17 protein-coding genes are annotated in these 26,028 nt (G+C 40.8%); 10 read left to right on the top strand and 7 right to left on the bottom strand.

Annotated elements, in window-relative coordinates:
- Positions 1–13: 13 nt before the first annotated feature.
- The 4 genes from AC2IOM_RS21245 to AC2IOM_RS21230 all read right to left on the bottom strand — a co-directional run bounded on the left by AC2IOM_RS21245 (position 14) and on the right by AC2IOM_RS21230 (position 4,080).
- Positions 14–2,161 (bottom strand): alkaline phosphatase family protein, encoded by a 2,148-nt coding sequence (locus AC2IOM_RS21245; protein ID WP_486360094.1) that lies wholly within the window; start codon positions 2,159–2,161, stop codon positions 14–16.
- Between the two features lie 237 nt (positions 2,162–2,398).
- A complete protein-coding gene (locus tag AC2IOM_RS21240; protein ID WP_486360093.1) occupies positions 2,399–2,803 on the bottom strand; it encodes a hypothetical protein in 405 nt (134 codons plus the stop codon).
- A 479-nt stretch (positions 2,804–3,282) separates the two neighbouring features.
- Positions 3,283–3,660 carry a hypothetical protein gene (locus AC2IOM_RS21235; protein WP_486360092.1) on the bottom strand — a complete coding sequence of 126 codons (378 nt, stop codon included), beginning with the start codon at positions 3,658–3,660 and terminating at the stop codon, positions 3,283–3,285.
- 192 nt (positions 3,661–3,852) lie between these two features.
- Entirely contained in the window at positions 3,853–4,080 is a 228-nt protein-coding gene (locus AC2IOM_RS21230) for a hypothetical protein (protein ID WP_486360091.1), read from the bottom strand.
- Between the two features lie 481 nt (positions 4,081–4,561).
- Between AC2IOM_RS21230 and AC2IOM_RS21225 the strand changes: the two genes are divergently transcribed.
- Complete coding sequence (locus AC2IOM_RS21225; RefSeq protein ID WP_486360090.1) at positions 4,562–5,191, top strand: LysE family translocator; 630 nt, start codon at positions 4,562–4,564, stop codon at positions 5,189–5,191.
- Here AC2IOM_RS21225 and AC2IOM_RS21220 read toward each other — a convergent pair.
- Positions 5,188–6,342 (bottom strand): murein transglycosylase domain-containing protein, encoded by a 1,155-nt coding sequence (locus AC2IOM_RS21220; RefSeq protein WP_486360089.1) that lies wholly within the window; start codon positions 6,340–6,342, stop codon positions 5,188–5,190. The genes AC2IOM_RS21225 and AC2IOM_RS21220 overlap by 4 nt on opposite strands.
- A 166-nt stretch (positions 6,343–6,508) precedes the next feature.
- Here AC2IOM_RS21220 and AC2IOM_RS21215 point away from each other — a divergent pair, with 166 nt between their 5' ends.
- The 7 genes from AC2IOM_RS21215 (at position 6,509) to AC2IOM_RS21185 (ending at position 19,787) form a co-directional block, all read left to right on the top strand.
- Positions 6,509–7,462, top strand: a complete 954-nt coding sequence (locus tag AC2IOM_RS21215) for an alpha/beta fold hydrolase (RefSeq protein WP_486360088.1) — start codon at positions 6,509–6,511, stop codon at positions 7,460–7,462.
- Positions 7,463–7,626: 164 nt separating this feature from the next.
- Positions 7,627–7,941, top strand: coding sequence for a hypothetical protein (locus AC2IOM_RS21210; protein ID WP_105171918.1), 315 nt, complete (start codon positions 7,627–7,629; stop codon positions 7,939–7,941).
- Between the two features lie 247 nt (positions 7,942–8,188).
- Complete coding sequence (locus tag AC2IOM_RS21205; protein ID WP_486360087.1) at positions 8,189–8,743, top strand: rhomboid family intramembrane serine protease; 555 nt, start codon at positions 8,189–8,191, stop codon at positions 8,741–8,743.
- Positions 8,744–9,015: 272 nt separating this feature from the next.
- Positions 9,016–10,344, top strand: coding sequence for a polyamine export protein PaeA (gene paeA, locus AC2IOM_RS21200; protein ID WP_486360086.1), 1,329 nt, complete (start codon positions 9,016–9,018; stop codon positions 10,342–10,344).
- 15 nt (positions 10,345–10,359) lie between these two features.
- Positions 10,360–10,842: an MgtC/SapB family protein gene (locus tag AC2IOM_RS21195; RefSeq protein WP_105171920.1), complete on the top strand. Its 483-nt coding sequence runs from the start codon at positions 10,360–10,362 to the stop codon at positions 10,840–10,842.
- 760 nt (positions 10,843–11,602) lie between these two features.
- A complete protein-coding gene (locus tag AC2IOM_RS21190) occupies positions 11,603–18,628 on the top strand; it encodes an Ig-like domain-containing protein (RefSeq protein WP_486360085.1) in 7,026 nt (2,341 codons plus the stop codon).
- A 124-nt stretch (positions 18,629–18,752) separates the two neighbouring features.
- The gene (locus tag AC2IOM_RS21185) at positions 18,753–19,787 is read left to right on the top strand and encodes an NAD(P)H-dependent flavin oxidoreductase (RefSeq protein ID WP_486360084.1); all 1,035 of its coding nucleotides are present in this window, start codon (positions 18,753–18,755) and stop codon (positions 19,785–19,787) included.
- A gap of 72 nt (positions 19,788–19,859) precedes the next feature.
- Here the strand turns inward: AC2IOM_RS21185 and AC2IOM_RS21180 are convergent, their stop codons facing one another.
- The gene (locus AC2IOM_RS21180) at positions 19,860–21,899 is read right to left on the bottom strand and encodes a S9 family peptidase (RefSeq protein ID WP_486360083.1); all 2,040 of its coding nucleotides are present in this window, start codon (positions 21,897–21,899) and stop codon (positions 19,860–19,862) included.
- A gap of 175 nt (positions 21,900–22,074) precedes the next feature.
- On the opposite strand from AC2IOM_RS21180, the gene AC2IOM_RS21175 reads away from it, so the two are divergent.
- On the top strand, positions 22,075–23,445 hold the full coding sequence (locus AC2IOM_RS21175; protein WP_336436762.1) for a hypothetical protein: 1,371 nt from the start codon (positions 22,075–22,077) through the stop codon (positions 23,443–23,445).
- Between the two features lie 58 nt (positions 23,446–23,503).
- On the opposite strand, the gene AC2IOM_RS21170 is transcribed toward AC2IOM_RS21175, so the two are convergent.
- Positions 23,504–25,444 (bottom strand): TonB-dependent receptor plug domain-containing protein, encoded by a 1,941-nt coding sequence (locus AC2IOM_RS21170; RefSeq protein ID WP_486360082.1) that lies wholly within the window; start codon positions 25,442–25,444, stop codon positions 23,504–23,506.
- A 139-nt stretch (positions 25,445–25,583) separates the two neighbouring features.
- Between AC2IOM_RS21170 and AC2IOM_RS21165 the strand changes: the two genes are divergently transcribed.
- Positions 25,584–25,976: a hypothetical protein gene (locus AC2IOM_RS21165; RefSeq protein ID WP_486360081.1), complete on the top strand. Its 393-nt coding sequence runs from the start codon at positions 25,584–25,586 to the stop codon at positions 25,974–25,976.
- Positions 25,977–26,028: the final 52 nt, after the last annotated feature.

Here is a 26,028-nt window from a genome sequence, read left to right as displayed (position 1 = left end):
ATAAAAACACGTGCTAGAGTAGTTCAATACGAAATGTGTCCATATTTGGTGTGCAATCCCACTTGGCATTTCGCTCATTACTGAGTTTAGATGCATCCCACTCCAAGCCACATGTTTGGCCGCTTGCTTCGGTGACAATACGTGTTTGATTACTGTCATTCAATAGCCAAATTGAGATTAAGTCGCCCGATGAGTTTTCATCAAATTTTGCATTGCGTTCATTAGCATGCTTAGATGAGTCCCATTCAAACGCGCCTTTATTACCATTGGCGACTAAATAACCATCTGCAATTAATTTGTTGCCATCATTTGTGATGCCAGTAACTGTAAACGTCATTGGATCGGCATTGCCAGTGCAATCCCATTTTGCATTACGCTCATTAAAAAAGCGGTTGTTATCCCATTCCAAACCACACGTTTCGCCGTTAACTTCGGTTGTGATCACCAAAGACACATCTTGACCAACTTGAATGTTTGATTGCTGGGTTAAATAGCGATTTTGCACATTGTTAAGTAAGGTGTTTAATTCAGTACCTTGCCCTTTGTTATAAATAGTGCGCACTTCATCAAGGCTTAGCGCACGGCGCCACACGGCAAAATCATCCAAATCGGCTTTTAAATTATAAGTATAATTACCGGTACCATCCTGCCCAATATTCCAATTAAGCTCTGAGTCAATGTCACCCACATTAGCAATATCACCAGCGATACTATTAAGCTCACCCGTTGGACTTCCCGCGTACATAGTGGCAACACCGTTACGGTCAAACGTTGCAACCAGTAACCACCAGCCATTAAAGTTGTAATCGATTGGATCTATGTCTTTTCTGTCGGCACCTGATGACGCTAAATTAATGCCAAAGTCATCGCCATTGCCTTCGTTAGCAAGTAATAATGTGCCGCGATTTGCCCCACTTGCCCAGTTTTTATTACCAACAATCACAGGATCACCGGCTTGGTCGCCACTTACTCTAAACCAGGTCATCAAGGTAAAGTTTGTATCTGTGCCAAAATCCAATTCTGTTGGTTTACCTAATGTCAGGTATTCTTGATCGTCGTTTAGCTTTACATATTGACCAAACTTACCACCCGCTTGCAAATTTGGTGTGCCCCCGCCTACTTGAGCGTGAAGCGAATTACCTGATGCATCAAGATAGTTGCCATCAAATGGTAAATAGGTTTTAAGGTCTTGCTTTATGCCATTATCGTTAACAACACGCACTAAGTTACCCTGCACAACACCATCCATACTTGCCGGCACAGCTAAACCATGGTGGGCAAGTACTGTAGGCGCTGCATCATAATTATGAGGAACGCCCACTAAATACCCTTGCTTAGCGGTTTTAGATGACACTAAAAATGGAATAGTATAGTTATCTGCTGCATGAATACCGTGCGATGAACCACGTCCACCGTGATCAGATGTCAGAACAATTTGCCAATCTTCACTGTCAAAGTTAGGACGATTTTTAATGGCAGCCAATATACGACCAATTTGACTATCAACATCGTTTATTTCATTTATATAACCGTTATCTGACGCCGCAAAACAACATGCATGCCCTGCACCATCTACGTCATCAAGAAACAGAAATAATGCATCAACATCAGTCCCTTGCTGCCAATTCGACGCTGTAAAGGTGCCATTAATGATATCAACCGCATTTTGTGTATTCGTTGCATCATCTGCATCAATTTTTACATCTGCGCTATTGGCAATTTGCATATCGGTGCTCCATGTCACCAAATAGGCTGTGTTTAGCGATGGATTTGCGTGCTCTAATAAGGTCAAATAATGCGGGTACGTGGCATAATTGCCCCCCGCCACGTCATTATTGCCTGTAACACCACTTTTATTTGATGTAACCCCCGTCATAATACCCACGTGATTAGGGCCACTGTTTGGCGCTGCGTCCTTCATTGTTTGCGCATAATGTGCAAATGCGGTGTTATAACCATTCGCCCAATTACCACTAATCAAGTTATCAAGATTAGGAGTATGCGCATTTTCAATACCGTCGCCACGCAAGCCATCAACGGCTATCAGCAATGAATGTGTTTTTGCTAAGACAGAAGTGGACATTGCCACACCAGCCAGCAACAACGACACTTTCGCAATTTGCTTTATTGGGTAACTGCACGACATGTTTTTTGTTTTCATAGTAATTCCTGTTAGATTGACTTTTAATTTGGTCTAGACCAATAAAAACTTTAAAGCTAACGTATTACTATTAAGTGATTTTGAAGTGACAAAGCAGTAACAATTTGATTAAAAATACATCAAATCGTAATGAGAATTTCTAAATTAAATCCAAGCTTCATTTAACAGGCTAATAAGGAATGGTTTTTAACCCCAGCGATAAAAGCAATAGCGCCAATTTAGAACAACCTTTAAACTTCACCTCCACCAACCAAAAATTGAATTTGCCCCCAACAAGCTGCCTAAGCCAATAATAGTGAGTACGATTGAAGGTACAGCAAGGGAAAATACATTATTGATGCGTACACGTTGATGCTTACCTTCACCACCTACCAGTACTTCAACGTTATCGTTGATATGATAAAAAGCTGCAATGACGGCATCTTCACATAAGAATTCTCTTCTTTCGTGATTATCAAAGTATTCAATTAACAAATGTTTATTGCGCCCACCGTTAGATAAGCCATCACGATTTATGGTTACCAAATCAATTACGCTACCTTGATAAATACTTGCGTTTGCACAAAAGCGTAAGCGCGTTATAAGTAGCCAAATAGCGACAGATAAACACACCACACTAACAAAAAGCATGTAATAACCCATTAGTGCTTTCCTATAGTAGGTCTATCTTTACTAAAAAACCCTATCCACGTTGAAACAACACACAAAAGCCCATCAACAATAGCGCTTGTGTAAAATTTAACAGGCTGGTCAGTCGCATTGACTATGACTTCGTTACCCTGAACGCGATAGGAATAATCACCATCTAACATGGTTATCAGCCCCAGTGCAGTTGCAATACTAAACACACGAAAAAACCAGCGCGTGCGCCGCTCGGTATACATTAGCGTATTGCCTTGTTTGGTAAAATTCTGTTTAACATTCTTTGTAAAAATAACCGCGCAATTAGAGATTAAGTTACTGTACACAAAATAAAGTGATATGTAGAAAAGTATTAAGTAAGCAAGTTTTTCAAAAGTACATAATCAACGTTATCGAAAATCGACTTTCAAAAAAGCGGCATGTATTGAGTTAAAAATACACTCAAAGCCGTTTAACCGTGGCTAAATTTGCTGAATAAATTAAACTTTGCAGCCATACTGCAAAAGCCAGTTTTCTGCTTGTTGCAAATTAGTGACTTTAATAAACGGGACATCTGCATTTTCAATATGATGTTGAATATGTTGACCTTGCTCTTCGCTATCAACCAGCCAACACTCCGCTATTTGATTACTTCTTGCAAGTTGAATCGTTTTGTTATGTTTATAGTTAATAACGTCTTCAGACACTCGCCATCCACGTAAATCGGCAAAGAGCGCCCAAGGAGCATTTCTAACCCGCGAAATGGTTTCATCAAGCAAGGTTAAATAACCAATATCAGCTTGAATATCCCAGTTCCCTGCAATCTTAACGACCACAAGATTATGTTTAAGTGACACGCTATAAACAGGTTCAATCATAGTTTAAACAACAGCTATTTTTATTACTTTAAGTAAGTTATTAACTTCACACTCTTTATACAAGAATAGCGCTTATGCATTGTAAAAACGAACATTTAATTGGATAGGCGAAGAGAGTTTTAAAACGTTTTAAACGCTTAACGAAGGTTAATTTCATATTTACACAAAAAAGCCAGCGAATGCTGGCTTAATTTATTTCTCGCTTTGCTCGTCACTTGCTTCGGCTTTTTGTTCTTTTTGCTGCTTTACAATGGCAATGGTTTGCTCAACTTTTGGATCAGGTAACACCATGTGAACTAATGCCCCAAAAACATACGCGCCGGTTTTGCGTTTTTTCGCCCAACCAACCATTTTCCAAAACAAAAACAGTAAAAATGCCCAAACAAAAACTAGCACAAAAAGTGTGATTGCTTGTGTCATAACGTTTCCTTTTAAAAATTTAAATTTAGTGACAAAGGACGTGTTATATATGGCTATAAGATTTGTTAAAGAGGTAGGTATCGCGCTTTAAAAAGCTAATGAAAGGGGTCACATAATCGTAACCTGTGGCAACAAATTGCAACAAGCTTTTAAACTGAAGTTTGGTAGTGAAAGTATAAGCTGTGTTTTTGCGAATGTATTTATTGGATGAAACCAACTTTGACGCGGCTGCATTCATCGCTGGTTGAGGCTGTGAGATTAACGTGCGGGTTAGATTAAATGGTAGCAGCGCTGATATTACAACTAACAGCAGTAAGAGTGTTTTTATTATGTGTACGCTACGTTTATCCATATTCTTTTAATAAGGCCGTTTTTAAATAATTCAAATTGTTAAAGTTGAAAAATTTAAATACTGCAAAGTTTTTAATTACCGCACTACAAATTACCTGTTAACTTAAACAAAAACCGCTTAGGAATAACAATGGATATAAATACGTGGGTTATGTACTTTTTGTCAGTGTTAGTGCTAACCGCATCACCGGGGCCAAGCGCGTTATTTTGTATGACACGCGCGGTAAGTTCCGGCACGCTCGGCGGTTTTATTGCTGCACTTGGCAGTTTAATTGCTATTACTCTTATTCTTACGCTTTCATTTACCGGATTAGGCGTGCTTATCGCAACATCGGAGCTTGCGTTTACATTAGTAAAATATTTAGGCGCTGCATATTTGGTGTATTTGGGAGTTCAGTCGTTTCGCTCAAAAGCGAATAATTTAGCAAAAGTAGAAGTCAATTCATCAAACAAACGGTTACTAACAGATAACTTTTTTCAAGGCTTTATTGTCGGTGCCAGTAACCCTAAAGCAATTGTCTTTTTCACTGCCTTGTTTCCACAATTCATCAATCTAAATGGCTCTTTGCTTAGTCAGTACAGTATCTTCGCCATTACCTTTATATTGTTAGAATTAAGCTGGTTAATGTTTTACGTAGTGCTCGGGGTTAAATCGTCAAATTGGTTGTATCGCAATAACAGAATGCGTCTTTTTAACAGATTAACCGGCTCTGTGTTTATCAGCGCAGGCACCTTATTATCATTATCAAACCGCGGTTAGTGATATTTCTGTTTTGCGTTTGTGACTTTCTCTAGGTATCTGCGGGACTCTTGACGAGGGTGGTGATGGCGCAAACGTTGATACACCGCACTTGGGTTTTGTCGATTAATCAGTTTAACCGCGGTATCGCGATTGCTGTGATAGGTTTTTAACACATTGCCCGCACCACCGTTATAGGCTGAAATAACCGTATATTCTCGACTTTTTTTATTCGCCACACCTTTTAGGTAACGGGTGTTTAAAATCTTTAAGTAAGCGGTGCCAATATCAATATTATAGTTTGGCTGCATAAGCTGTGCTTTGCTTGGTTGCCCAGTTTTTCCTTTTTCAAGCTTGAACACATCTCGCCCTGCAGTTGCAGGCATTATTTGCATTAAACCATACGCATTAGAGCGACTTACCGCATACGGATTAAACGCGCTCTCAGTTTCAATCACCGCATAAATGAGCGCAGCATCAATATTATAACGTTTGGCTGCAGCTAACACCGCATTGCTGTACTTTAAATGACGCAAATGCTGATGTTCGTTAACGAGCTTAAAGCTCACAGAACTAAACTGACGGTTATCGTCGTGCTCTACCTTTGTATAGTGATCCACAAGATAATTTGCGTAACGCCTAGCGCGCCACTCAAAGCGCACTAACTCACCGTCATGGTCACGAACTTGCGGATACAAAAATGGTTCACCACTTAGGTTAGGGGCATTACTTGAAAATATATCGGTCGTTGACGGATCATCGGTTGTTAGTAGTGTTTCAAACACTGCCTGTGCCAGTTTTGAAGCTACCTTTTTTGTAGCAATGGTTTCTACTTTTACTGTGCCTTTTTCAAAATCGACAATGGCGCGCGCTTGATAATTGTTTGAATACTTTACATAGCGTTTGTTACTTGGCAGCGAACTGTGTTTATTGCCCCAAATACGTTTAATGATGGTATCTAGCTCATCAAAAAGTTGCTTTATTCGGCGCGTATCCATTTTGATAGCGGCTTTTGATTGCTCAACACCTTTGGCGATGGCAACAATATCATGGGGGTTTTGTTCAATTTGCTTAGAGAGTTTTTCCAGTGCTCTGGGTGATTTTACATCGACGGTCGATTTACAACTTGCAACACTTAATAACAACCCAATTAATAGTAATCTGTGTTGCATGCCCTAACCTACGCCTTCGTAAACTTAAGGTTAGTGTAAAATAAAACACTTTAAAATCAATATAAAACATAACCAATTACTAGCGCCTAGCGTGCTACCGCGTTGTCATTTATCTGAAAACTAGCTTTGTTACTTTACAGTTATATTGCCAAATTAGCGGTAACTTATGCCGAGTGTACGACTAAAAAATGGCGTGCGCCTCCACTATGAAGACTACGGCGACCCAACACACCCCGCAGTTATTCTCATTATGGGTTTAGGTGCACAAATGACGGTTTGGCCAGATCCGTTCTATTACGGATTAGCACAAAAAGGACTGCGGGTGATCCGATTTGATAATCGCGATGTGGGGCTTTCAAGTCATTTTGATCAATGTGGCAACCCTAATCTGCTAAAGATTTGGCTAACAAAGCCCTTTAATAAAGGGGCCTTAGCCCCCTATACGCTTGATGAAATGGCATGTGATGTGGTTGGGCTGATGAAAGCACTTAAAATTAAAAAAGCCCATATAATTGGTGCATCCATGGGCGGCATGATTGGGCAAATTGTTGCAGCTAAGCATAAAAAGAAAGTGCTCAGCCTAACCTCTATCATGTCTTCGTCTTACAATATTCCCCTTTCTAAACAGGGCTTAAAGGTATTGTTTACACTCGCTAAACATCAACCCAAAAACCTATGTAAAGATGCATTTATAGACTACACGGTAAAGTTAAATCAGCTGATAGGCAGTCCTAATTTCCCGCAAAATGAGCAAGCACTGTATCAACAAGCCAAACAGAATGTAGAGCGTAGCCTTAACCCCAATGGCATAAAACGGCAACTTGCAGCGATTGCGGCAAGCCAAAATCGAAAACATTTATTAGCTGCGATTAAAGTGCCTACACTTGTTATTCACGGTGAGCACGACCCGGTTATTCCTGTTAAAGCGGGCTATCAAACGGCGCAAGCAATTAAACGTTCAAAACTGAAATCCATCAATGGCATGGGACATGACTTTCCCCCTGAATTAATGACCAAATTAACCAAGTGGATATATAAACACGTGCAAAAGGCGCAAAAGCGTCATTTAAAAAAGCAAATGGCAAAGCAAAATTCAGCAAATCACCTTCCTTTTTCCTAATACGCAAAAGCCTCAGTTAAAAATACTAATAAAAGTGGGTTCACAATCAACTTAAAGTCATTCTATAGTGAAAACATAAAATACGATTTAGCGCTTAGTCCCAGTAATTTAAGACTCATCGCGTTTATGTAGCAAAGAAAATGTCGTCAAGTAATAGGTAAATTATGAAAATATCCGTTGTTATTTCACTATTGAGTTTAGCCTTAATCACATCGCCCCTTATTGCAAAAAATGATAAAAAGCATGGTGATAAATCGCTTCCACCTGGTTTACAAAAAAAATATGAGCGCACAGGTCAACTGCCACCTGGTTGGCAAAAGAAAATTGTTGTAGGCAAACCAATCGAATATGATATTTATCGCCATCACAAAGTGATTGTGCCTGTTGATAACAAAGGCCTTATTACAGTAAGTATTGATGGCAAGTTAATTCGCCTAATCGAAGCAACACGTGAAGTAGTGGAAATTTTAAAAAAATAACGCGGCTTTAACGCTCATCATATTCACTGACTATGATGAGCGTCTATTTTTCTAACTCCCGATACCAAGCGCACTTAGATTACACCGTACTAGCACCTTGAGAACCACTTGAAATTTACCCATAACGATATATTAGCCCGCCAGTAAATTATTCTCTTACAAATTTAGTGGTTGCCAATACCATTGAAAACGATAGAGTGAGTAACTACAAATCAAACAACGTAAATAACTACGCATAAAACGCATCATGCATATAAAGCAGCCTATAAGAATTATTTTTACACTACTTGCTATTTTGTTCAGTGTGCAACTCGTAAATGCCATTAGCCAAGGCGCGGTATCAGGTTTAGGTATCTACCCCAGAACACTAAACGGGTTAGCAGGAATTATCTTTGCGCCGTGGATCCATCACAGCTGGCAGCATTTGTTATCAAACGCAGCTCCGCTCGCAGTGCTTGCGTTTATTACATTACAACAAGGGCTAAAGCGCTTTTTATTAGTGTACTTATTTATTTCAATTGTTGCTGGTAGCGCAGTATGGGTATTTGCCTTTGACGGATACCACGCGGGTGCAAGTACCATGGTATTTGGCCTTATTGCGTATATTCTAAGCAATGCCATATTTAGCCGAAATATTTTTAACCTGATCCTCGCCATTATCATCTGTTTTTTATACGCCGGTGTAATTTATTCGCTTACGCAATTTATTCCAGGTGTGAGTTGGAGCAGTCATTTCTTTGGTTTTATTGCCGGACTTATTGCGGGAAAAGTTTTTAATGCCACCCCGAAAAATAATCCTTAAAACGTTGTTTTTTAATGAAAATTTAATTATTAAAAAATAGATTGCAGCGCGCATTAATTTGCATAATAATTGCGCGCTTTTATCACCTTTCAGATAAATTCCAATTCGCATGTTTTTAAGCCTAAAAACATTGCTGAAAGCACTAAAAGCGTCACCCAAGGCGTGAAAATACAGCAACTAATACTTGATTGCTGCTTCTCCACCGGACTGTGCCAAAATTAATTCATAACGCGAATTGGTCAATTATGCTCACATCTAGTTTGGAGAATGAAATGAGTGATTTATTGGGTATTAGTTTGCTTATTCTGTTCGGCGCGTTGTTCGCTATGTCGGAGATAGCCATTGCTGCTGCCCGTAAAATTAAGTTACGTGTTATGGCTGACGAAGGCAGTAAAAATGCTAATGCTGTGCTTAAGTTACAAGAACAGCCCGGCGGATTTTTTGCGATGATCCAAATCGCATTAAACGCGATTGCCATTCTTGGCGGGATAATTGGCGAGCAAACCTTAACACCTTACACATCAGAGCTTGTTAGCCTAGTGTATACCGGTGATTTAGCAGGACAAATTAGCTTTTTACTGTCGTTTTTGATTATTACATCGCTGTTTATTTTGTTTGCTGACCTATTGCCTAAACGCATTGCCATGATTATGCCTGAAACGGTCGCGTTACGAGTGGTTAGCCTAATGAATTGGTTAACACTTGCACTAACACCTTTTGTGATTTTATTTAATGGCATTAGCAATATTGTACTGCGTATTTTTAAGCTACCGACCCAGCGAGAAGAAATCGTTACAACGGAAGACATTGTGGCGGTAATGGAAGCTGGTGCACAAGATGGTTCATTGCAACAGCAAGAGTATCGTTTAATTGGCAACGTGTTTGAATTAGAAGCACGCACTTTGCCAACGGTTATGACGACGCGTGAATCGATTGTCTTTTTTGATATTAACGAAGATAGCGAGAGTATTTGCAGCAAGATTTTAGCGCATCCGCACAATCAATTTTTAGTATGTGATGGTCAGTTAGATAAGCTTGTTGGCACGATTGAATCTAAAGTCATTCTTAAACAAATTCTTGAAACGGGTAAAGCACACCTTAATCTCGATATTTTAACTAAAGAGGTTGTTTACTTACCCGAAACCTTAACGCTATCAGAGGCACTCAATGCGTTTAAATCGGCATCGACCCAATTTGCTTTAGTGGTAAATGAATACGCGCTAATTGTTGGTGTTGTCACCATTAAGGATTTAATGAGTTGTTTTATGGGGGATTTAGTGCAATTTGATGGTGAGGAGCAAATTGTTAAACGCGACGCAAATTCGTGGCTTGTTGATGGTGCAACACCTATAGTTGATTTAATGAAGTTGCTTGAAATTGATGAATTCCCTGACGAAAATCAGTACGAAACAACAGCTGGGTTTATTATTTACATGATGAAGCGCATTCCAAAGCGCGCAGATTTTGTGACTCATGCAGGTTATAAATTTGAAGCGGTAGATATCGATGGCATTCGAGTTGATCAGCTGCTGATCACTCGTCTGCTCGATGAAACATTAATTGACCCTAAACCACAGCATCAAACTGATGCGAATACGTAATTACATGGATAACAATTGGATATTATTAGTTATTTATCAATAAGCCCATTTCAATGGACAAAAGTTGGTGCTGCAATTTGTTGTGGCTTTATTATTGGCTTAGAACGTCAACTACGCGGCAAGCCTGTGGGGATTCGAACATCGGCCCTTATTGTGCTTGGTACTTACATGTTTATTGCTGCGTCAAACTCACTGAATAATGATGTCACTGATACATCGCGTATTATCGGACAAGTTGTCACAGGCGTTGGCTTTTTAGGTGCAGGCGTTATGCTTGCCAAAGACGGTATTGTGGTTGGAGTTACCTCAGCGGCTACTATTTGGGTACTCGCCGCAATAGGTGTTGCGATTGATATTTCGGGCGAACTAGGCGCAATTAAATTGAGTATATTAGTGGTCGGTATTTTATACGGTGTAGACGTGCTAGAAGACTACTTTACCTCACTTACTCGCGGCGTTCATGCACGCTTTAATGGTTGGAAAAAACGCAATAAGTAGCGCATCAAGCGCTACTTACTCGCTAAAGCGTAAATATCTGTACTTTTAGCAACGTGACGAATTACGTTCAAAACAATAAATCTACCTGCGTAAAACACCTAGGGTCTGTTGACCTTTCAAGTTCGTTTTTGCAGCAGTTTGATTGGGTTTTCTACAAGGCAGAGGCTGCGTGGCATAGTTATTCTATGTGAGCCAGCCGATAACACAGTAGAAAAGCCAATCAAGCGCTGCCGAACGGTTCTTTTGAGCGCACTTTTCTCACTGTTGCCTACATGGATGTAGGTAAGGGGCGAGAGCAGGACGCGGAAGCTTTGCTCGATATTCGCTTAGATTACTAGGCCACACATCGAGCGCCGCGATAAAAGCACGCTCAAACAGAACAAAAATAGAACAGAAAAGATCAACAGACCCTAGTATTCCCTGCTTGATCGATAACATGCAACTAATCAATAAATTAGTGATTAAAAATATCCATATAGAAACTAAGGTTTCTGTATTTGATTATTTACATTTTTGCTATAGAACAATGCAAAACATCTTTATAAACAGCTGCTTTTAAGCACGCATTTTCCCTACTCCCCCTAAGCTTACGGGCTTTGGTTTTAAGTATCTAAAGTGCTTAGAATAATTTTGGCTGTTATAAAGTGTAATAATTTTCTAATCATTTTTTACGACAAACGTTTTCATTACGTTTCAACTTAACGTAAAATCTCGGAAAAAATTTCTTTATATTTTACTCTGTTAGCCAGTTGGAGCCCCTATGAAACTAAACGCTGTCAGAACCCTTGTATGTGCAGCCCTTGCTACGTCAGGTTTTTCGGCCTATTCACAATGTCACAGCCCGATTTATGGTATTGCCAGTGATGCAGGCCAAGGTGTTATTCACAAGCTAGATGAATACACAGGTCAAAGCCTGTCAAACTCAATCGCACTTTATGATTCTGCCGCAATCGCACTCGATAAAGCGTCACAGCGTTTATATTATGTTTCAGTTCCACAAAATAATGGCCACAGTTACCTTGCATATTATGATATTAACTCGGGTTCACATCATCAGGTTGGTAAAACTAAATTCACTTACCGCTTGGTAAGCGATCCGAGCCAAAATTTACTGTGGGCCGCACACGACGATACCTTATTTACCATAGATCCAACGACAGGCTATGTCGCAATTTATGGAGAGCTTACAGGCTTTCGCAATGAACAAGATAAAAACTGGGGTGATTTAACCTTTATTGGCGACGACTTATATTTAGTCAGTAAAAACAGTTTGTATCGCGTTGATACAACAGCGTTAACCGTTGAGATTGTTAACCAGCATAACCTAGCATTAGCGACAGGGGCCGCTAAAAACCAGGTAGGCGAATTAATTTTCTCACGTCAGGATAATTTAGGTGGCTCTGAATTTTTCGCTTACGACATGGGTAAATCATCACTCAGCTATTTATCAACCAGTACTCACCGTTTTACCGATTTAGCATCGGCTAACTGTGGCAGCGATGGTTCAGACCATTCTGGTGGTGAAGACAGCTACTATAAAATCAGTGCAATTTACAGCCTAGATAAAAGTCCTGAAGAAGGTGATGAAGCGCACATCCGCGTGAAATTCAACAAAATCCTCGATGATGACAAAGATTTAAACTTAAAATTAAGCAGCGGTACCGCACAAAAAGGGCAAGATTTTAATACCACAGCGTTTATTTCATTTAACCGTGGCGAAAGCTATCCGTATTTAGTGGACTTAGCCAGCCCACAAAAGATCTCAGTACCGCCAGGTGGTCGTCATATCGATATTTTGCTTGATTTAAATGATGACGGCAAAGATGAAGATACAGAATACTTCACACTCGAAGCATGGCACAGAGATACACTGTCGGATCGCCTAACACTTAATCAAGATATTCTCGACCCATCAAGTAACCAAGGTGATCTTCGCGTCAACGCAGTTTATTCACGTCATACTGATGACCTTGTTGAAGAAGGCCGTACCATTAAATTCCGTTTGAAGTTCAATAAAGATTTAGTTCTGCCAACTTTACTAAACCTTGAGCTTGATGCACTTTCGGCAACGCTGGGCGATGACTTTTCAGCCAACGCGAATATTTCATTCGACCGTGGTGAAACCTTTGTACAAAACGTTGACTTATCTTCGCGCAAAGAAATTTTGGTACCACCAGGTGGTCGCTATGTTGATATCCAATTTGAATCTTATGAAGATGATATTGACGAAGGTTTTGAGGCATTAAAGCTTAATGCATGGCACCGTGCTGACCAATCTGATCATGAATTTGAAATTATCCGCATTCATGACGAAGACGCAGATCTTGATTTAGCAAAAGACGCGGTGCATTCGGTTTTTGCGCTCGATAGTAATGTAGAAGAAGGTGAATTTGTAACCTTTAGAGTTCAGTTTAATCAACCACTTAATGATGATGCAAAACTGCGTTTGCGTTTAAATGATGGCGCAGCAACCGCGCAACAAGATTACAATCCAAATGCAGAAATCTCGCTTGATGGCGGCATTACGTGGCCAATGGAATACGATTTATCATCAAAACAACGCCCTCTTATTCCTGAAGGCACTGAATATGTGGATGTTCGCGTACATACTTTGCGCGACGATGAAGTAGAAAACAGCGAAGATTTCAATCTAGCTGCCTACTTAATTAGCGGTGGCACGGATACACAAACAACAACAGTTACCATTTCAGACCGCACCGAAAATAGCGATGACTTCCCTGAAGTAAGTAGCATTACGGCAACGCCATTTAAAGTATCTGAAGGTAACTCAGCACTATTTAATGTGTGTTTAGACGGTACCACTACACAAACACAAGACTATTATTTAGAAGTAAACCCTGACACTGCGGTGCTTGCCGACATTGACCCAGTTGCATATATCAGCTTCGATCAAGGTATCACATTTAATACACAAATTGACCTATCGAATACTGCGACAGTTGCAGTACCGCAAGGATTGCGTTGTTTTGATGTAAAAGTGACAACTGCTAACGACACTCTTGACGAACAACAAGAACAGCTAGTGCTTGCAGCTTGGGGTAAAGACGACGGTATCGACCGTAAAGCGCAGGCGCTTATCATCGAAAATGAAGTTCAGCACACTGCACCAGAAGTAGCTGGCATTTTCCTTGATACAAAACAAGTAATCGAGGGTGAACCACACCTATTTACAGTGGTATTAGCGGAAGCTACCAGTGCACCTGCTGTTTATAAACTTGCGTTGAAAGATGACTCTGCAATACAAAATAAAGACTATGCTACCGAGGTAAATTACAGTACTGATAACGGTAGCACGTGGACAACCACAACGATTACCAATGAGTTGGAAATCACTATTCCAGAGGGAATTAATCAGTTTAAGGTTAAGGTTGCAACATTAGCAGACGAAGAAGCTGAAGACACCGAAACATATAACTTCAGCGTGAATGAAGACACTATTGCAGCGCAAATTCTGGATAACCCAAATTCTATACCTGCACGCTTAATTGAAAATGCGCCGCGAGAGTATGAAGTTTCTGAAGGCAACTACGCAGTATTTGAATTAAGTTTAGATAAACAAGTAGTCATGACACAAAACGTGTTTGTAGAACTAAAGTCAGACGATGCAACAGCAATTGACGACTTTGATCCTCAAGCTGAATTCTCATTTGACGGTGGCGCTTTCTGGCAGACAATCGACCTTAGCGCAGCGAATTCATTCTTGCTTGAAAAAGATACGCAAGATTTCCTTGTTCGCGTATCGATTATTAAAGATCAACAGGCAGACGAAGAAATTGAAACCCTGCAATTACATGCATGGACTCAGCAAGAGCAACTCGATTTAATTGAAGCGCCAGTATTACTTATTGATGCGACGCCTAAAAATGCGGTAATTGATTTTATCAGCACTGATAAAAACCCAATGATGGAAGGTGAAGAAGTCACTTTCAATGTTGTGTTTGACCGTAAGTTAGAGAAATCGCAATCACTCAGCTTCAATGTGATTGGTTTAAATGATACCACCAATGACGACTTCTTAAATTCAGGATACGTTTCACTTGATAACGGCGTTACCTGGCAAGAAATGTCGCTGGTTGAAAATAAATCGGTTAACGTACCAGCTGAAATTCAAAATGTATTAATTAAAGTAACGTCTTTAGTTGATGATAGCGTTGAAGAAAATGAAGCTTATGAGCTATCGGCATGGTTTGAAGAAACCAGCAAACACGCAAAAGCAGTATCAGTAACAGACGGCACAGCACCAAAACCACAAGTGATGTCGGTTATTGCAATGCCAGATCCTGTGTCAGAAGGTGCTACAACCACATTTGAGGTTACGTTAGATAGCAAAGTAGAACGCGAAATTAGCTTCCCGTTCCAGTTAGTTGACGGTAATGCGCTTGCACAAGAAGACTACGACACAACCGTTGAGGTCAGCTTTGACTTAGGCCAGAGCTGGCAAACCGTTTTACTTGCTTCAACACAAGATATTACGTTACCTGAAAACACAGATACTGTACTTGTTAAAGTAGCAACACTCACGAATGACGAATTTGAGCAGTCTGAAAGCTTTGCGTTAGTGGTGGATAACGTGGTTGGCAATGTATTTATTAATGACGATGACAATGCTGAGCCAATCGCAAACCCAGATACCCTTGAAATCAATGAAGATGAGTTCGCTGAATCAATTGCGGTTATCGCAAACGACGAAGATCCAAACTTCGATCCGCTGGTTATTTTAGGTACGCCTACATCATTACACGGCGTAGTGACTGTAAACGACGACAACAGTATCAACTATCAACCAAAAGCTGATTACAATGGTAAAGATATTATCATTTATAGCATTAGCGATGGTCGTGGTGGCGTAGCAACAAGCCAAGTTACCGTTGAAATTGCGGCTGTAAATGATGAACCACGTCAAACAGAACGCACGCTTACAACAAAAGAAGATGTTGAGATTACCAATATTAACTTGCTAGAAGGCGTAACTGATCCAGAAGGTGAAGCACTTTCAATTATTGGCAACCCAGTTGCAACAAACGGCCAGTTAATTGATGCCGGTAACGGACAGTTTACTTACAAACCAAATGAAAATTACTTTGGTGACGATGAAATCCTTTTCGTAGTAAGTGATGGTGAAACCGAATTAAACGCAAAGATTGCCGTTACAGTGACACCAGTTAATGATCTACCTACCGCAGAGATTGCTTCGCTAACGGTTGCAGAAGACAGCGAAAATGAGATTGTTGATACCAGCCCTTATACCAATGATGTGGATGGTGATACCTTAACGGTAACGAATGCCACAGCTAACCACGGTGAAGTAAGCGTTAACCCTGATGGCACACTAAGCTATTCGCCAAAAGAAAATTATGCTGGTAGCGATCAGATTAGCTACACGGTAGTCGATGGTAACGGAGGTTCGGTAGTAGGTGTTATCAATGTACTGGTAACAGGTGAAACGGATGCACCAAACGCAAATAACGATGAAGCACAAACCGATGAAGACCAGAAAATCGATGTGATTGATGTGCTAGCAAACGATAGTGATCCTGACAACGATACATTAACAGTAACTCAAGCAGAGTCTGACCACGGTGTTGTTACTATCAACGCTAATGGCACGCTAAGTTACCAGCCAAACGACAACTTCTTCGGTAAAGATACTATTCGCTACACCATTAACGATGGTGAATTAAGTGACAGTGCAGTCGTTGTTGTTACGGTAAATGCGGTAAACGACGATCCAACAACAACTGAGAAAATCATTGAAGTGGATGAAGACTCTAAAAATAATGTCGTTGATTTAACTCAACATATTTCAGATGTTGATGAAGATCCTGCAAAAGCAGTATCGGCTACTGCGTTACACGGTAGTGTAGAAGTAAAATCAGACGGTAGCTTGCGTTATACACCAAACCTAAATTACTACGGTGACGATACCATCACTTACCAAGTAGAAGATGGTAAAGGTGGCACAGCAGAAGGTGTTGTAAAAGTAACCGTAAAACCACTTGATGATGCGCCAATTACACGTAGTGATTACCTTTCAATCAATGAAGATGAGTCAGTTACTGGCTTTGACGCACTAAAAAATGATGAAGACCCAGACGGTCAATCAATTTCATTGGTATCGGCAACAACTGCAAAAGGCAAAGTAACGGTTAACGGTAATCTTATTAATTACAAACCAAATGCTGATTTTAATGGCGAAATCGGCATTGAGTACACCATCACTGATGGCGAAAATCAATCGACTGGCTACATTACAATTGATGTAATGCCTGTTAACGATGCGCCTACAATGCAACCAGCATCAGTTGCCGTTGATGAAAACTCAAAAAATAACGCGATTAATATTCTCGATAAAATTGAAGATAAAGATGGCGACAACGCTAAACCGGTTTCAGTATCAACTGATGACGGTATCGTTTCAGTAGATGGCAATGGCATTATTTACTTTACGCCAACCAAAGACTTTGTTGGAACGGCGAAAATTGATGTCACAGTGTCAGATGGTAACGGTGGTTCAGTAACCGGCTCCATTACTGTGGTAGTAAACTCGGTAAATCAACCACCGGTAGCTGTAGATGATGGCATTCAAGCATTCCAAGACACGCCTCTTTACAACGTTGATGTACTTTGGAACGACTCAGATCTTAACGGTGATGATTTAACACTGATTTCTGCGGTTGCTAATCACGGTACCGTGGTAATTGATAGCAACCAAAACCTGACCTACACACCAGATGTTGGCTTCCATGGTCAAGATTGGATTACATACACCATCAAAGATCCAGAAGGTTTAACTGACAGTGCTTTAGTAGATGTACGTGTTAAACAAAACAACGCACCGTCAGCAAATAACGATGTTGCAACAATTGATCAAGATACGTCGCTAACACGCTTCAATGTACTTGCAAACGATAGCGACCAAGACTCCGATGCCCTTAGCGTTACAAACGCTGTTGCAAACGTTGGCGTAGCACAGGTAAACAGTGATAACACCATTACCTTTACCCCACCTGCAAACTGGGTTGGTAAAGCACGTATTACTTACACTGTGAGCGATGGTAAAACAAATGGTACAGCACAAGCGGTACTTGAAGTGACAGTACTTTCGACTAACCAAGCACCGGTTGCGAACCCAGATTCAGCATCGGTAACGCAAGGTGAGCGTTTATCGTCAATTAATGTACTCGGTAACGACAACGACCCTGATGGCGATACTCTAACCGTAACCAGTGTTAGTGCCAGCCATGGTAGTGCAACAATTAACAGTAACGGTACAGTGCGTTATCAAGCACCTGAAAATTATGAGGGTCTAGTAGTCGTTACATACGGTATTAGTGATGGCAAAGGTGGCACCGCTTCAAGCCAAGTGAATATCAATGTAACTAAAGCATTAGCCCAATGTATTACAGAATCTGGCAATGGTTTAACTTTTGCACCAGGTACCCGCATTGCATTCGCCCACAAACGTAGTGCCGATTATCAACAAGCGTATAAAGTGCTTTCTAATGGCAGCGCTATAACGTCGTGGATTCAGCCAAGCAACACCAGTAGCTGGGTAGAACAGGCAACATTAACCGGTGGTAACACCTTCTCTATTTCTTACCAATTTAAAGAAAATAACCGTACTTGGAAGTATGGTAGCTGTAAGACTATTTTAGGTAGCAATAACACAGGTTACATAAACTGTGACGATACCGGTGGTGATGGCGACTATAATGATACGCAGCTTCGCTTCCGTATCACCAATGCAAATGGTGTGTGTAAATAACACTCGTTAAGTCAACTTATTAAAGGCCTGCAATTGCAGGCCTTTTTATTGCCGAAAACTATTCCATCTTGGGTTAATAGTTTGTAAACTCTAACACATCTGACCAGTTAAACAGGCAATACCTATGCAAACACGCATTACCGAACTTTTTGGCATTGAACACCCTATCGTATTACCCGGCATGAGCTGGATTTCAACACCAGAGTTAGTCGCGGCCGTGTGTAATGCTGGCGGATTAGGTATTTTGGCGTCAGGTCCACTTAGCCAACAACAAACCCGAGATGCAATTGCAACAATTCGCTCGCTTACCGATAAGCCATTTGGCATTGGCATTACGTTAATGATGCCTGGCGCGAAGCAAAACGCCAAAATCGCGCTCGAGCTACAAGTACCTGTGATTAACTTTTCACTTGGTAAAGGTGATTGGCTTGTCGAAGGCGCTAAGCAATATGGCGGTAAAGTAATTGCCACAGTGGTGACAGAAAAACACGCCCTTGCAGCACAAAAATCAGGGGTCGACGCACTACTAGTGACCGGACATGAAGCAGCCGCTCATGGCGGTGAAGTTACATCGCTATGTTTAGTACCCAATATTGCCGATATTGTGGATATTCCTGTAATTGCCGCAGGTGGTTTTGCCGACAGTCGAGGTTTAGTGGCAGCTCTTGCCCTAGGCGCAGACGCAGTCGCAATGGGCTCTCGTTTTGCAACCAGCCTTGAGAGTCCGGTTCACCAAAATGTTAAAAATGCGGTGATAGAAAAGCGCGTCGCAGATACTATTTATTCCAAGAATTTTGATGGTCTTTATGCGCGCGTAATGAAAACACCCGCAGCACAAAAAGCCACTAAAAAGCCTATGAACTTTTTAATCGCCACCATTAAGTCATTTAAAGCAGCAAAAATGGTCGATATGCCGTTGTGGAAACTGCTTGTCGGCTTAATAGCCCAGTTTGATAAAATAAAAATGTTGTCATTATTTGGTGCCGCTACCGAAAAACTTGAAGCTGCAACCATCGATGGCGATTTAGAACACGGTGTGCAATTTATCGGTCAATCGCAAGGGGTTATTCATGAAGTTAAGTCGGTACAGCAAATCATCAACGATGTTGTTTCAGGGGCCGAAACGCGTATTCAAACACTTGCTAATAAACAAGTTTGATGTGTTAACCCCAATTAATTAGTCAATAAAAAGCCCCGATATTTTGGGGCTTTTTATTACCTAAAACACACTTTATTGGGTGCGATATTTTTCAAACCACGCCATTATATTGCCAACTTTCTGGATCAAGTTACTTGGCCTTGCCGCAATACCATGACTTGCTTTAGGAATACGCACCATTGCCGAATCCACTTTACGCAGTTGTAATGCTTGATAATACTGCTCAGTTTCACTCATCGGCGTACGCACATCTTCTTCGCCAGTTAATAGCATTGTTGGTGTGGTGACATTGCCCACCAGCGAGAGTGGCGAACGTGCCCATAAATGCTCTACATGCTCCCATGGCATGCCTGGCATCCAATATTTTGTAAAATACGAGTAACCATCAGCGGTCAGAGCAAAGCTCAGCCAGTTAATCACAGGCTTAGCCACTACAGCGGCCTTAAAGCGATCAGTTTTACCCACAATCCAAGCAGTTAAAACACCACCACCAGAGCCACCCGTCACAAACAAGTTATTACTATCAATATACGGTTTCGCAACCATGCCATCAACAACATCCATTAAATCGTTGTAATCTTGCGAAGGATAATTGTGATGGATAAGATTCGCGAAATCTTCACCGTAAGACGTACTGCCGCGCGGATTCGCCCACACAACAACATAGCCTTTTGCAGCCATTAACTGCACTTCAGTACTAAAATTTGGACCATAAGCCGTATGTGGGCCTCCGTGAATTTCTAAAATCAGCGGATACTTTTTATTTTTATCGAAATTAGGTGGCAGCGCATACCAAGCTTGAATATCACGACCATCAACCGTTGATTTAACGGTGATTTCACCCATTTCAGCGGTTGTTTTATGGGCGAGTAAATCTTCATTTAAAGAGGTGACTTTACGCGTTTTTCCCTTTTTAACCATCGCAAGGTCAGCAGGTCGATTGGCATTGGCTAGTGTCACAACCAGTTCATTCGTATCTACTACCGCAAATTCACCCGAAGTATACGGACGCCCTAAAGACTGACCGCCCAGTTTGGCAATTTTTTCTGTGATTTTTCCTTTCAGGTTTACATAGCCTACGTATTTTTGGCCAAAATCGTCGTAGCTAAAGTAAAGACCACGGCCTTTTGTATCCCACTTAGGGTTGCCTATTGGTCTATCGAGTTTCGCAGTTAAATTTTCAACATCAGAACCGTCATTGTTCATAATAAAAATGTCGTTGTTTTGGCTCGATAGTTTTTTATCATCAAAACGCAAATACGCAATTTTTTTACCATTTGGCGACATCACTGGCGCAGCATCAGGGCCTCCGCGCTTAGTCACATTAGTGGTTTCGCCCGTAGCAACATTAATTTGATAAATGTCTGACTCACGTGGTCTGTCTTGCCAATCAGGGTGACGGTCGCCACTGATAAATATCTGCTCACCATTTGGACTCCACGCGATATTACCGCCATGGTGAAAATCGCCTTTAGTGATTTGACGAGGCGTGCCGCCCTCTGCTGGCACAATATAAATATGGCGATAGCCATGGGGTAAAAATCCACGTCCGTCGCTACGATAACTCATTTGATCAATATACTTTGCAGTACCGGCCCAATTAGCCCCTTTTGGTTTTTTCGGCATTTCGCTAAAAATACCTTTCGCCTCTTGTGGTTTAAACATAGAAAACGCGATCCATTGACCATTTGGTGACCAACTTATACTACTTACACCATGTTCCACATTCGTTACGCGAGCCGTGTCGCCACTTTGCAACCAACGCACATAAAGTTGATTATCGCCCTCTTCATTTGAAATATACGCTAGCTTTTTTCCATCCGGTGAAAAACGCGCCATGCGATACTGAGCCTTACCCGACAGCAGCGGCGTGTGGGCATTGCTGCTAAGGTTATACTGCCACAAGTTGATGCGTGTACTGTCACTCATAATGTCCATGCTACGACGCTCATAAACAATACTGTCACCACTTGGGCTAACTTGAGGTGATGCTGCATATTCAATGTTAAACACATCTTCATATTGCCAAGTTGCATTATCACTGGCAATTGCCTGGCCTACGCTTAAACTGACTAATCCTGCTAACAGCGTCGTTTTTATTATTTTACTCATAAAAAAGGGTCCATTTTTATTGGTTGCTTAGGCAATGTAGCAACTCAATTCATTTTTGCAAGATGCCTAAGATAGATTGCATATTGACGAGTTTAAACGCGTTTAATAATTTAACATCATGTTATTAAAGTAGATTTATGCTATGCTTAATAGCGATAACTAAAGCAGAAAAGGAGTGCTCAATATCGACAGAGACGTAAAACTCAGTCAAGATGAAAGCTTATCAATTAAGTTAAGCTATTTATTGCTTCCCAAAGAAACGCAGCGCCTCGACCTGTATTTTTCTTTGCCCGTAGAAATGGGCATCAACACCAGCACCTTAAACGAAGAAGACTATTTTCACGCCCATGTGAAAAGCCACAGTGCCTATTATTCTGAACAATTACATTTACCCTTAGTGCGCAGCCGTTTTATTAGTCAGTCAAAAGGTGAAAAATCCGACTATCGCTTGAATTTAAATCTTTACTCATACCAAATTCGCTTGGCACTTGAGGCTGATATTAAACACACTCTAAACATTAAAGATGCCGAGGTGTTTTACCCGGCAGCCACTGAATTGGTTGAACAAGCAGGCGTGCTATTGAAGAAATTACGCCGCTACACACCACCAGATAAAAAACTAAAATCTTATTTCGACAACGCCGATAACTACTTAAGTTGGCACTGTGAACAAATGTTTTTAAAGCTGTTGTCAAAAGGTCCAAAAAGCAGTGAGTTTGCAAAAGCACGTGATACATTGCGTGATTTTTGTCGCAGTGAAAGTGCCTACCGTGAAGAGCGTGAGTACAATTCTAAACAAACCCTAGAGGACCCCAATCGCATCACCAACAAAATGCGCTTACTGCAAAGGCTAATCGAATATGGTGTGGTGTTTAGTAAAGAAACCAAAAACCTTAACTTAAACTTGCAGCGTTTGGTACGTGGCACCGTCACAGCGGTTATGATGGCGTTTGTGATGTTTTTAGTTCTTAATGCGCGTTCAAATTTCCAAGAAGTTACATTAGCGCTGATTGCCATGTTGGGGGTTATTTATGGCCTACGTGAAACATTTAAAGAAGATTTAACCCGCGTAATTTGGCGCAAAATAAGGCAAGGGCGCCCCAAATGGCGACATATATTTAAAAGCAGTGCAGATAATAAAACCATTCATACCCAAACCGTCTGGCTTGAGCATATTCGTCGAAAAGCACTACCCGATGATGTCGAGAATTTATTTAAAAAACGACGTCAACAGAACAAGCAAGCGGCACACTTAATTCATTATCGCTGTGATAGTAAAGTGATTGCTAAAGCTTTTTTACCGGGCTATGAAGAAATTCAGCAGCAAGTGTTTTTTAACTTAACCCCATTTGTCAGGTACTTAAAAAAAGGTGCAGGCAAGCTCTACAGTTTGGATGGCAGCAAAGTATCGGGTCAATCGGTAGAAAGGCGTTATCAAATAAACTTAGTGGTTACCTATTCGGCCAATGGTACAAAAACAGCTAAACGCTACAAAATTACCTTAAACCGCTCTGCAATTGTAGGCATTGAAGCAATGCCTGATTAGGGCTCGCTGATAGCTAAACCAAAGCGTAATTTAAACGAGAGCAAAGCAATCGTTTGTGCTAGTTAAAGGCATATTGGTAACTTAACACCAGTTGCCTGCCTTTTCCTGGCACCGCGCCATCCCAAACTCGCGGATCAAAAATGCTATAGTCTTTATCAAATAGGTTTTCACCTGTTAGTGACAGCGTATGCCGCTCAAAACTACGCGCTAATTTTATGTTTACTAACGTGTAACTCGGTTGATAATAGCGAAATTCATCACTGCGCTCAGCTTCAATTTTATCACGCCACAAGGCATTGATATGAATATCGATAAAATCGGTTGGATAGCTTAACTGTAGATTAGCAAAACGCTTAAAGCTTTGATTAATTGGCTCGTCAAATAACTGCGTATAGTTAGCGGTTATTTGTAACTTTTGATAGAGCTTTTTAGCTGATAATTCCACCCCAGACATATTCTCATTAACACTATTTTCAAAGGTAAAAAAGCTGGTTCCAGCGGTTGGTACTAAATTAATAAAGTCTCTTAGTTGATTGTTAAATAGCACAGCTTCAAGCGACGTACTTTTGCCATTATAAAGCCACGCCAACTCGGTTGTTTTAACGTATTCAGACGTTAAATTAGGGTTGCCTTTGGTAACACTGTCGCTTGAGTAAAGCTCATTATTAACCGGAGTTCTGAATGATTCGCCGTATTGAAGCTTAATAGTTTGATTATCAAATGCATGCCAAATCGCTGAAAAACGTGGTGATAATTTACTATCTAGGTCTTTAATGTCATCGTATCGCGCACCAATAAAAAACAACCAGCTTGGATTTAACTGCCACTTTAATTGGCTGTATGCGCCATAAAAATCATGCGAAGCGCGTAGCGCTGCAAATTCAGGAATGTTCTTAATCCGTTGTAACTCGCCTAAATAAAACGCATCGTTTGGAATTATTAACTGACTTCCAAAATCATAAAAGTTGGTGGTGACACCCGCTTGATATTGGCTGGCATGGCGGTATTCAAAACCAGAGTTTAATTGCTTATCGCTTGATAGCTTGTAGTTATGGGTAAACTTTAATTTGCTCCACTGCGTTCGCCAGTTTGGCCCAGTAAGAAAATCATTACTTACAATACCCGCTTCTGTTGGTAACACCATGCCAGAAGAATCAATTTGAAAATTAGCGTAGCTTGCCAGCGCGTCAATTTCATGATGATCATTTTGCCATATTTGGTGCTGTAGACTAATACTGGCAGACTGACTGGTATGTACATTTTGTTTACTAAAACCACCGAGGTTTATAAACTCATCCAGTTGATTTTCAATAAAATGAAAACGCAATTCGCTATTTTGGTAGTCTAATTGTGCGTTTACAAATACATGCTTCAAAGGGTCGCTAACCGTTAATTGTTCCCCTACGTCGTATGATTGCCCATCACTGTGTTGTAACGACACATTCGCACTGAAGCTCATTTGCTCCTGTGTATTTGCGTAACTGCCACTTAGCCCTTTATAACCGTGCTCGCCAATCGCAACTTCAAACCTTTTATGTGCTTTTTTAGTAATAAAATTAACCACACCTAAAAACGCATTACTGCCGTAAAGGGCCGAACCAGGGCCACGAATGATTTCAACTTTTTCAAGCACAGACGCCGCAATATAGGGAGTATAAACCGTGGCTTTACCAAACGATGTTTCGTTTAAACGCACACCATCAAGTAAAATTAACAAATAGCCATTGTCTAACCTTACCCCTCTGGCATGCTCTTTTGGCACAGCACCTACCCAATCTCCACGAGCCATTTGCATTCCAGGCACATAGTTCAATACATCAAACGCATTGTTTACACCTAAGGCTGTGAGCTGCTTTTCATCAAACACCGTAATAGTAGAGGGAACCGTTGCTTTTGTTTCCAGTGTATTACTGGCAATGGTGACTTCAATTTCACTCAGCTGATACAAATCGAGCGCGAAGAGATCGGAATTTGTTGCACTAAAAGCATGTTCAGACACACTTAGCATAAGCGCAAACGGCAGCAGTGTTACACAACGAAAAGGCAATATTGGCATTATTATTAGTGTATGATACTTACAAAATGTATGTTTTAAGAATAGTAAAAAGTGCCGCAACAGCAAGTGGTTAAAGAAAAATATGAACGATCCAATCAGTATAAACCTGCCTAATATGCCCTTGTTTCAAGCTGTGGTATGCCATGTAATGAAACAAACTCAAACGGCATTTCCCAATAAAATAGACATTTCATGCTCTACGTTAGCGCACATGTTAATTAATCAAGGTGGCTTTAATTGCGATTCGCCGCTCGATTTAGCAATAGAAATTAGCGCCGCTATTGATTGGCTAGAAAAAGCCGGACTTATTTGGTTTGGAGGCCATGAGCTTAATGATTATTTTGACGTAACGTTATCAAAACATGCATTAGCAAAATTACTGTCTGACATAAATGGCAACAACTTGGCATCGCAACTTGCGAAAGCCACCACAAGCGAACAACAACTTGCTGTAGTAAAGCAACTCATTGCTTAACACTAAAATAAGGGTAACTTACCGTAATTAAAGGTTAGTTACCCTGTTTACC

This window comes from Pseudoalteromonas sp. NS-SX12 (assembly GCF_057367955.1).
The sequence above is the reverse complement of the archived record's forward strand: the minus strand, read 5'-3'. Positions and strand labels throughout refer to the sequence as shown.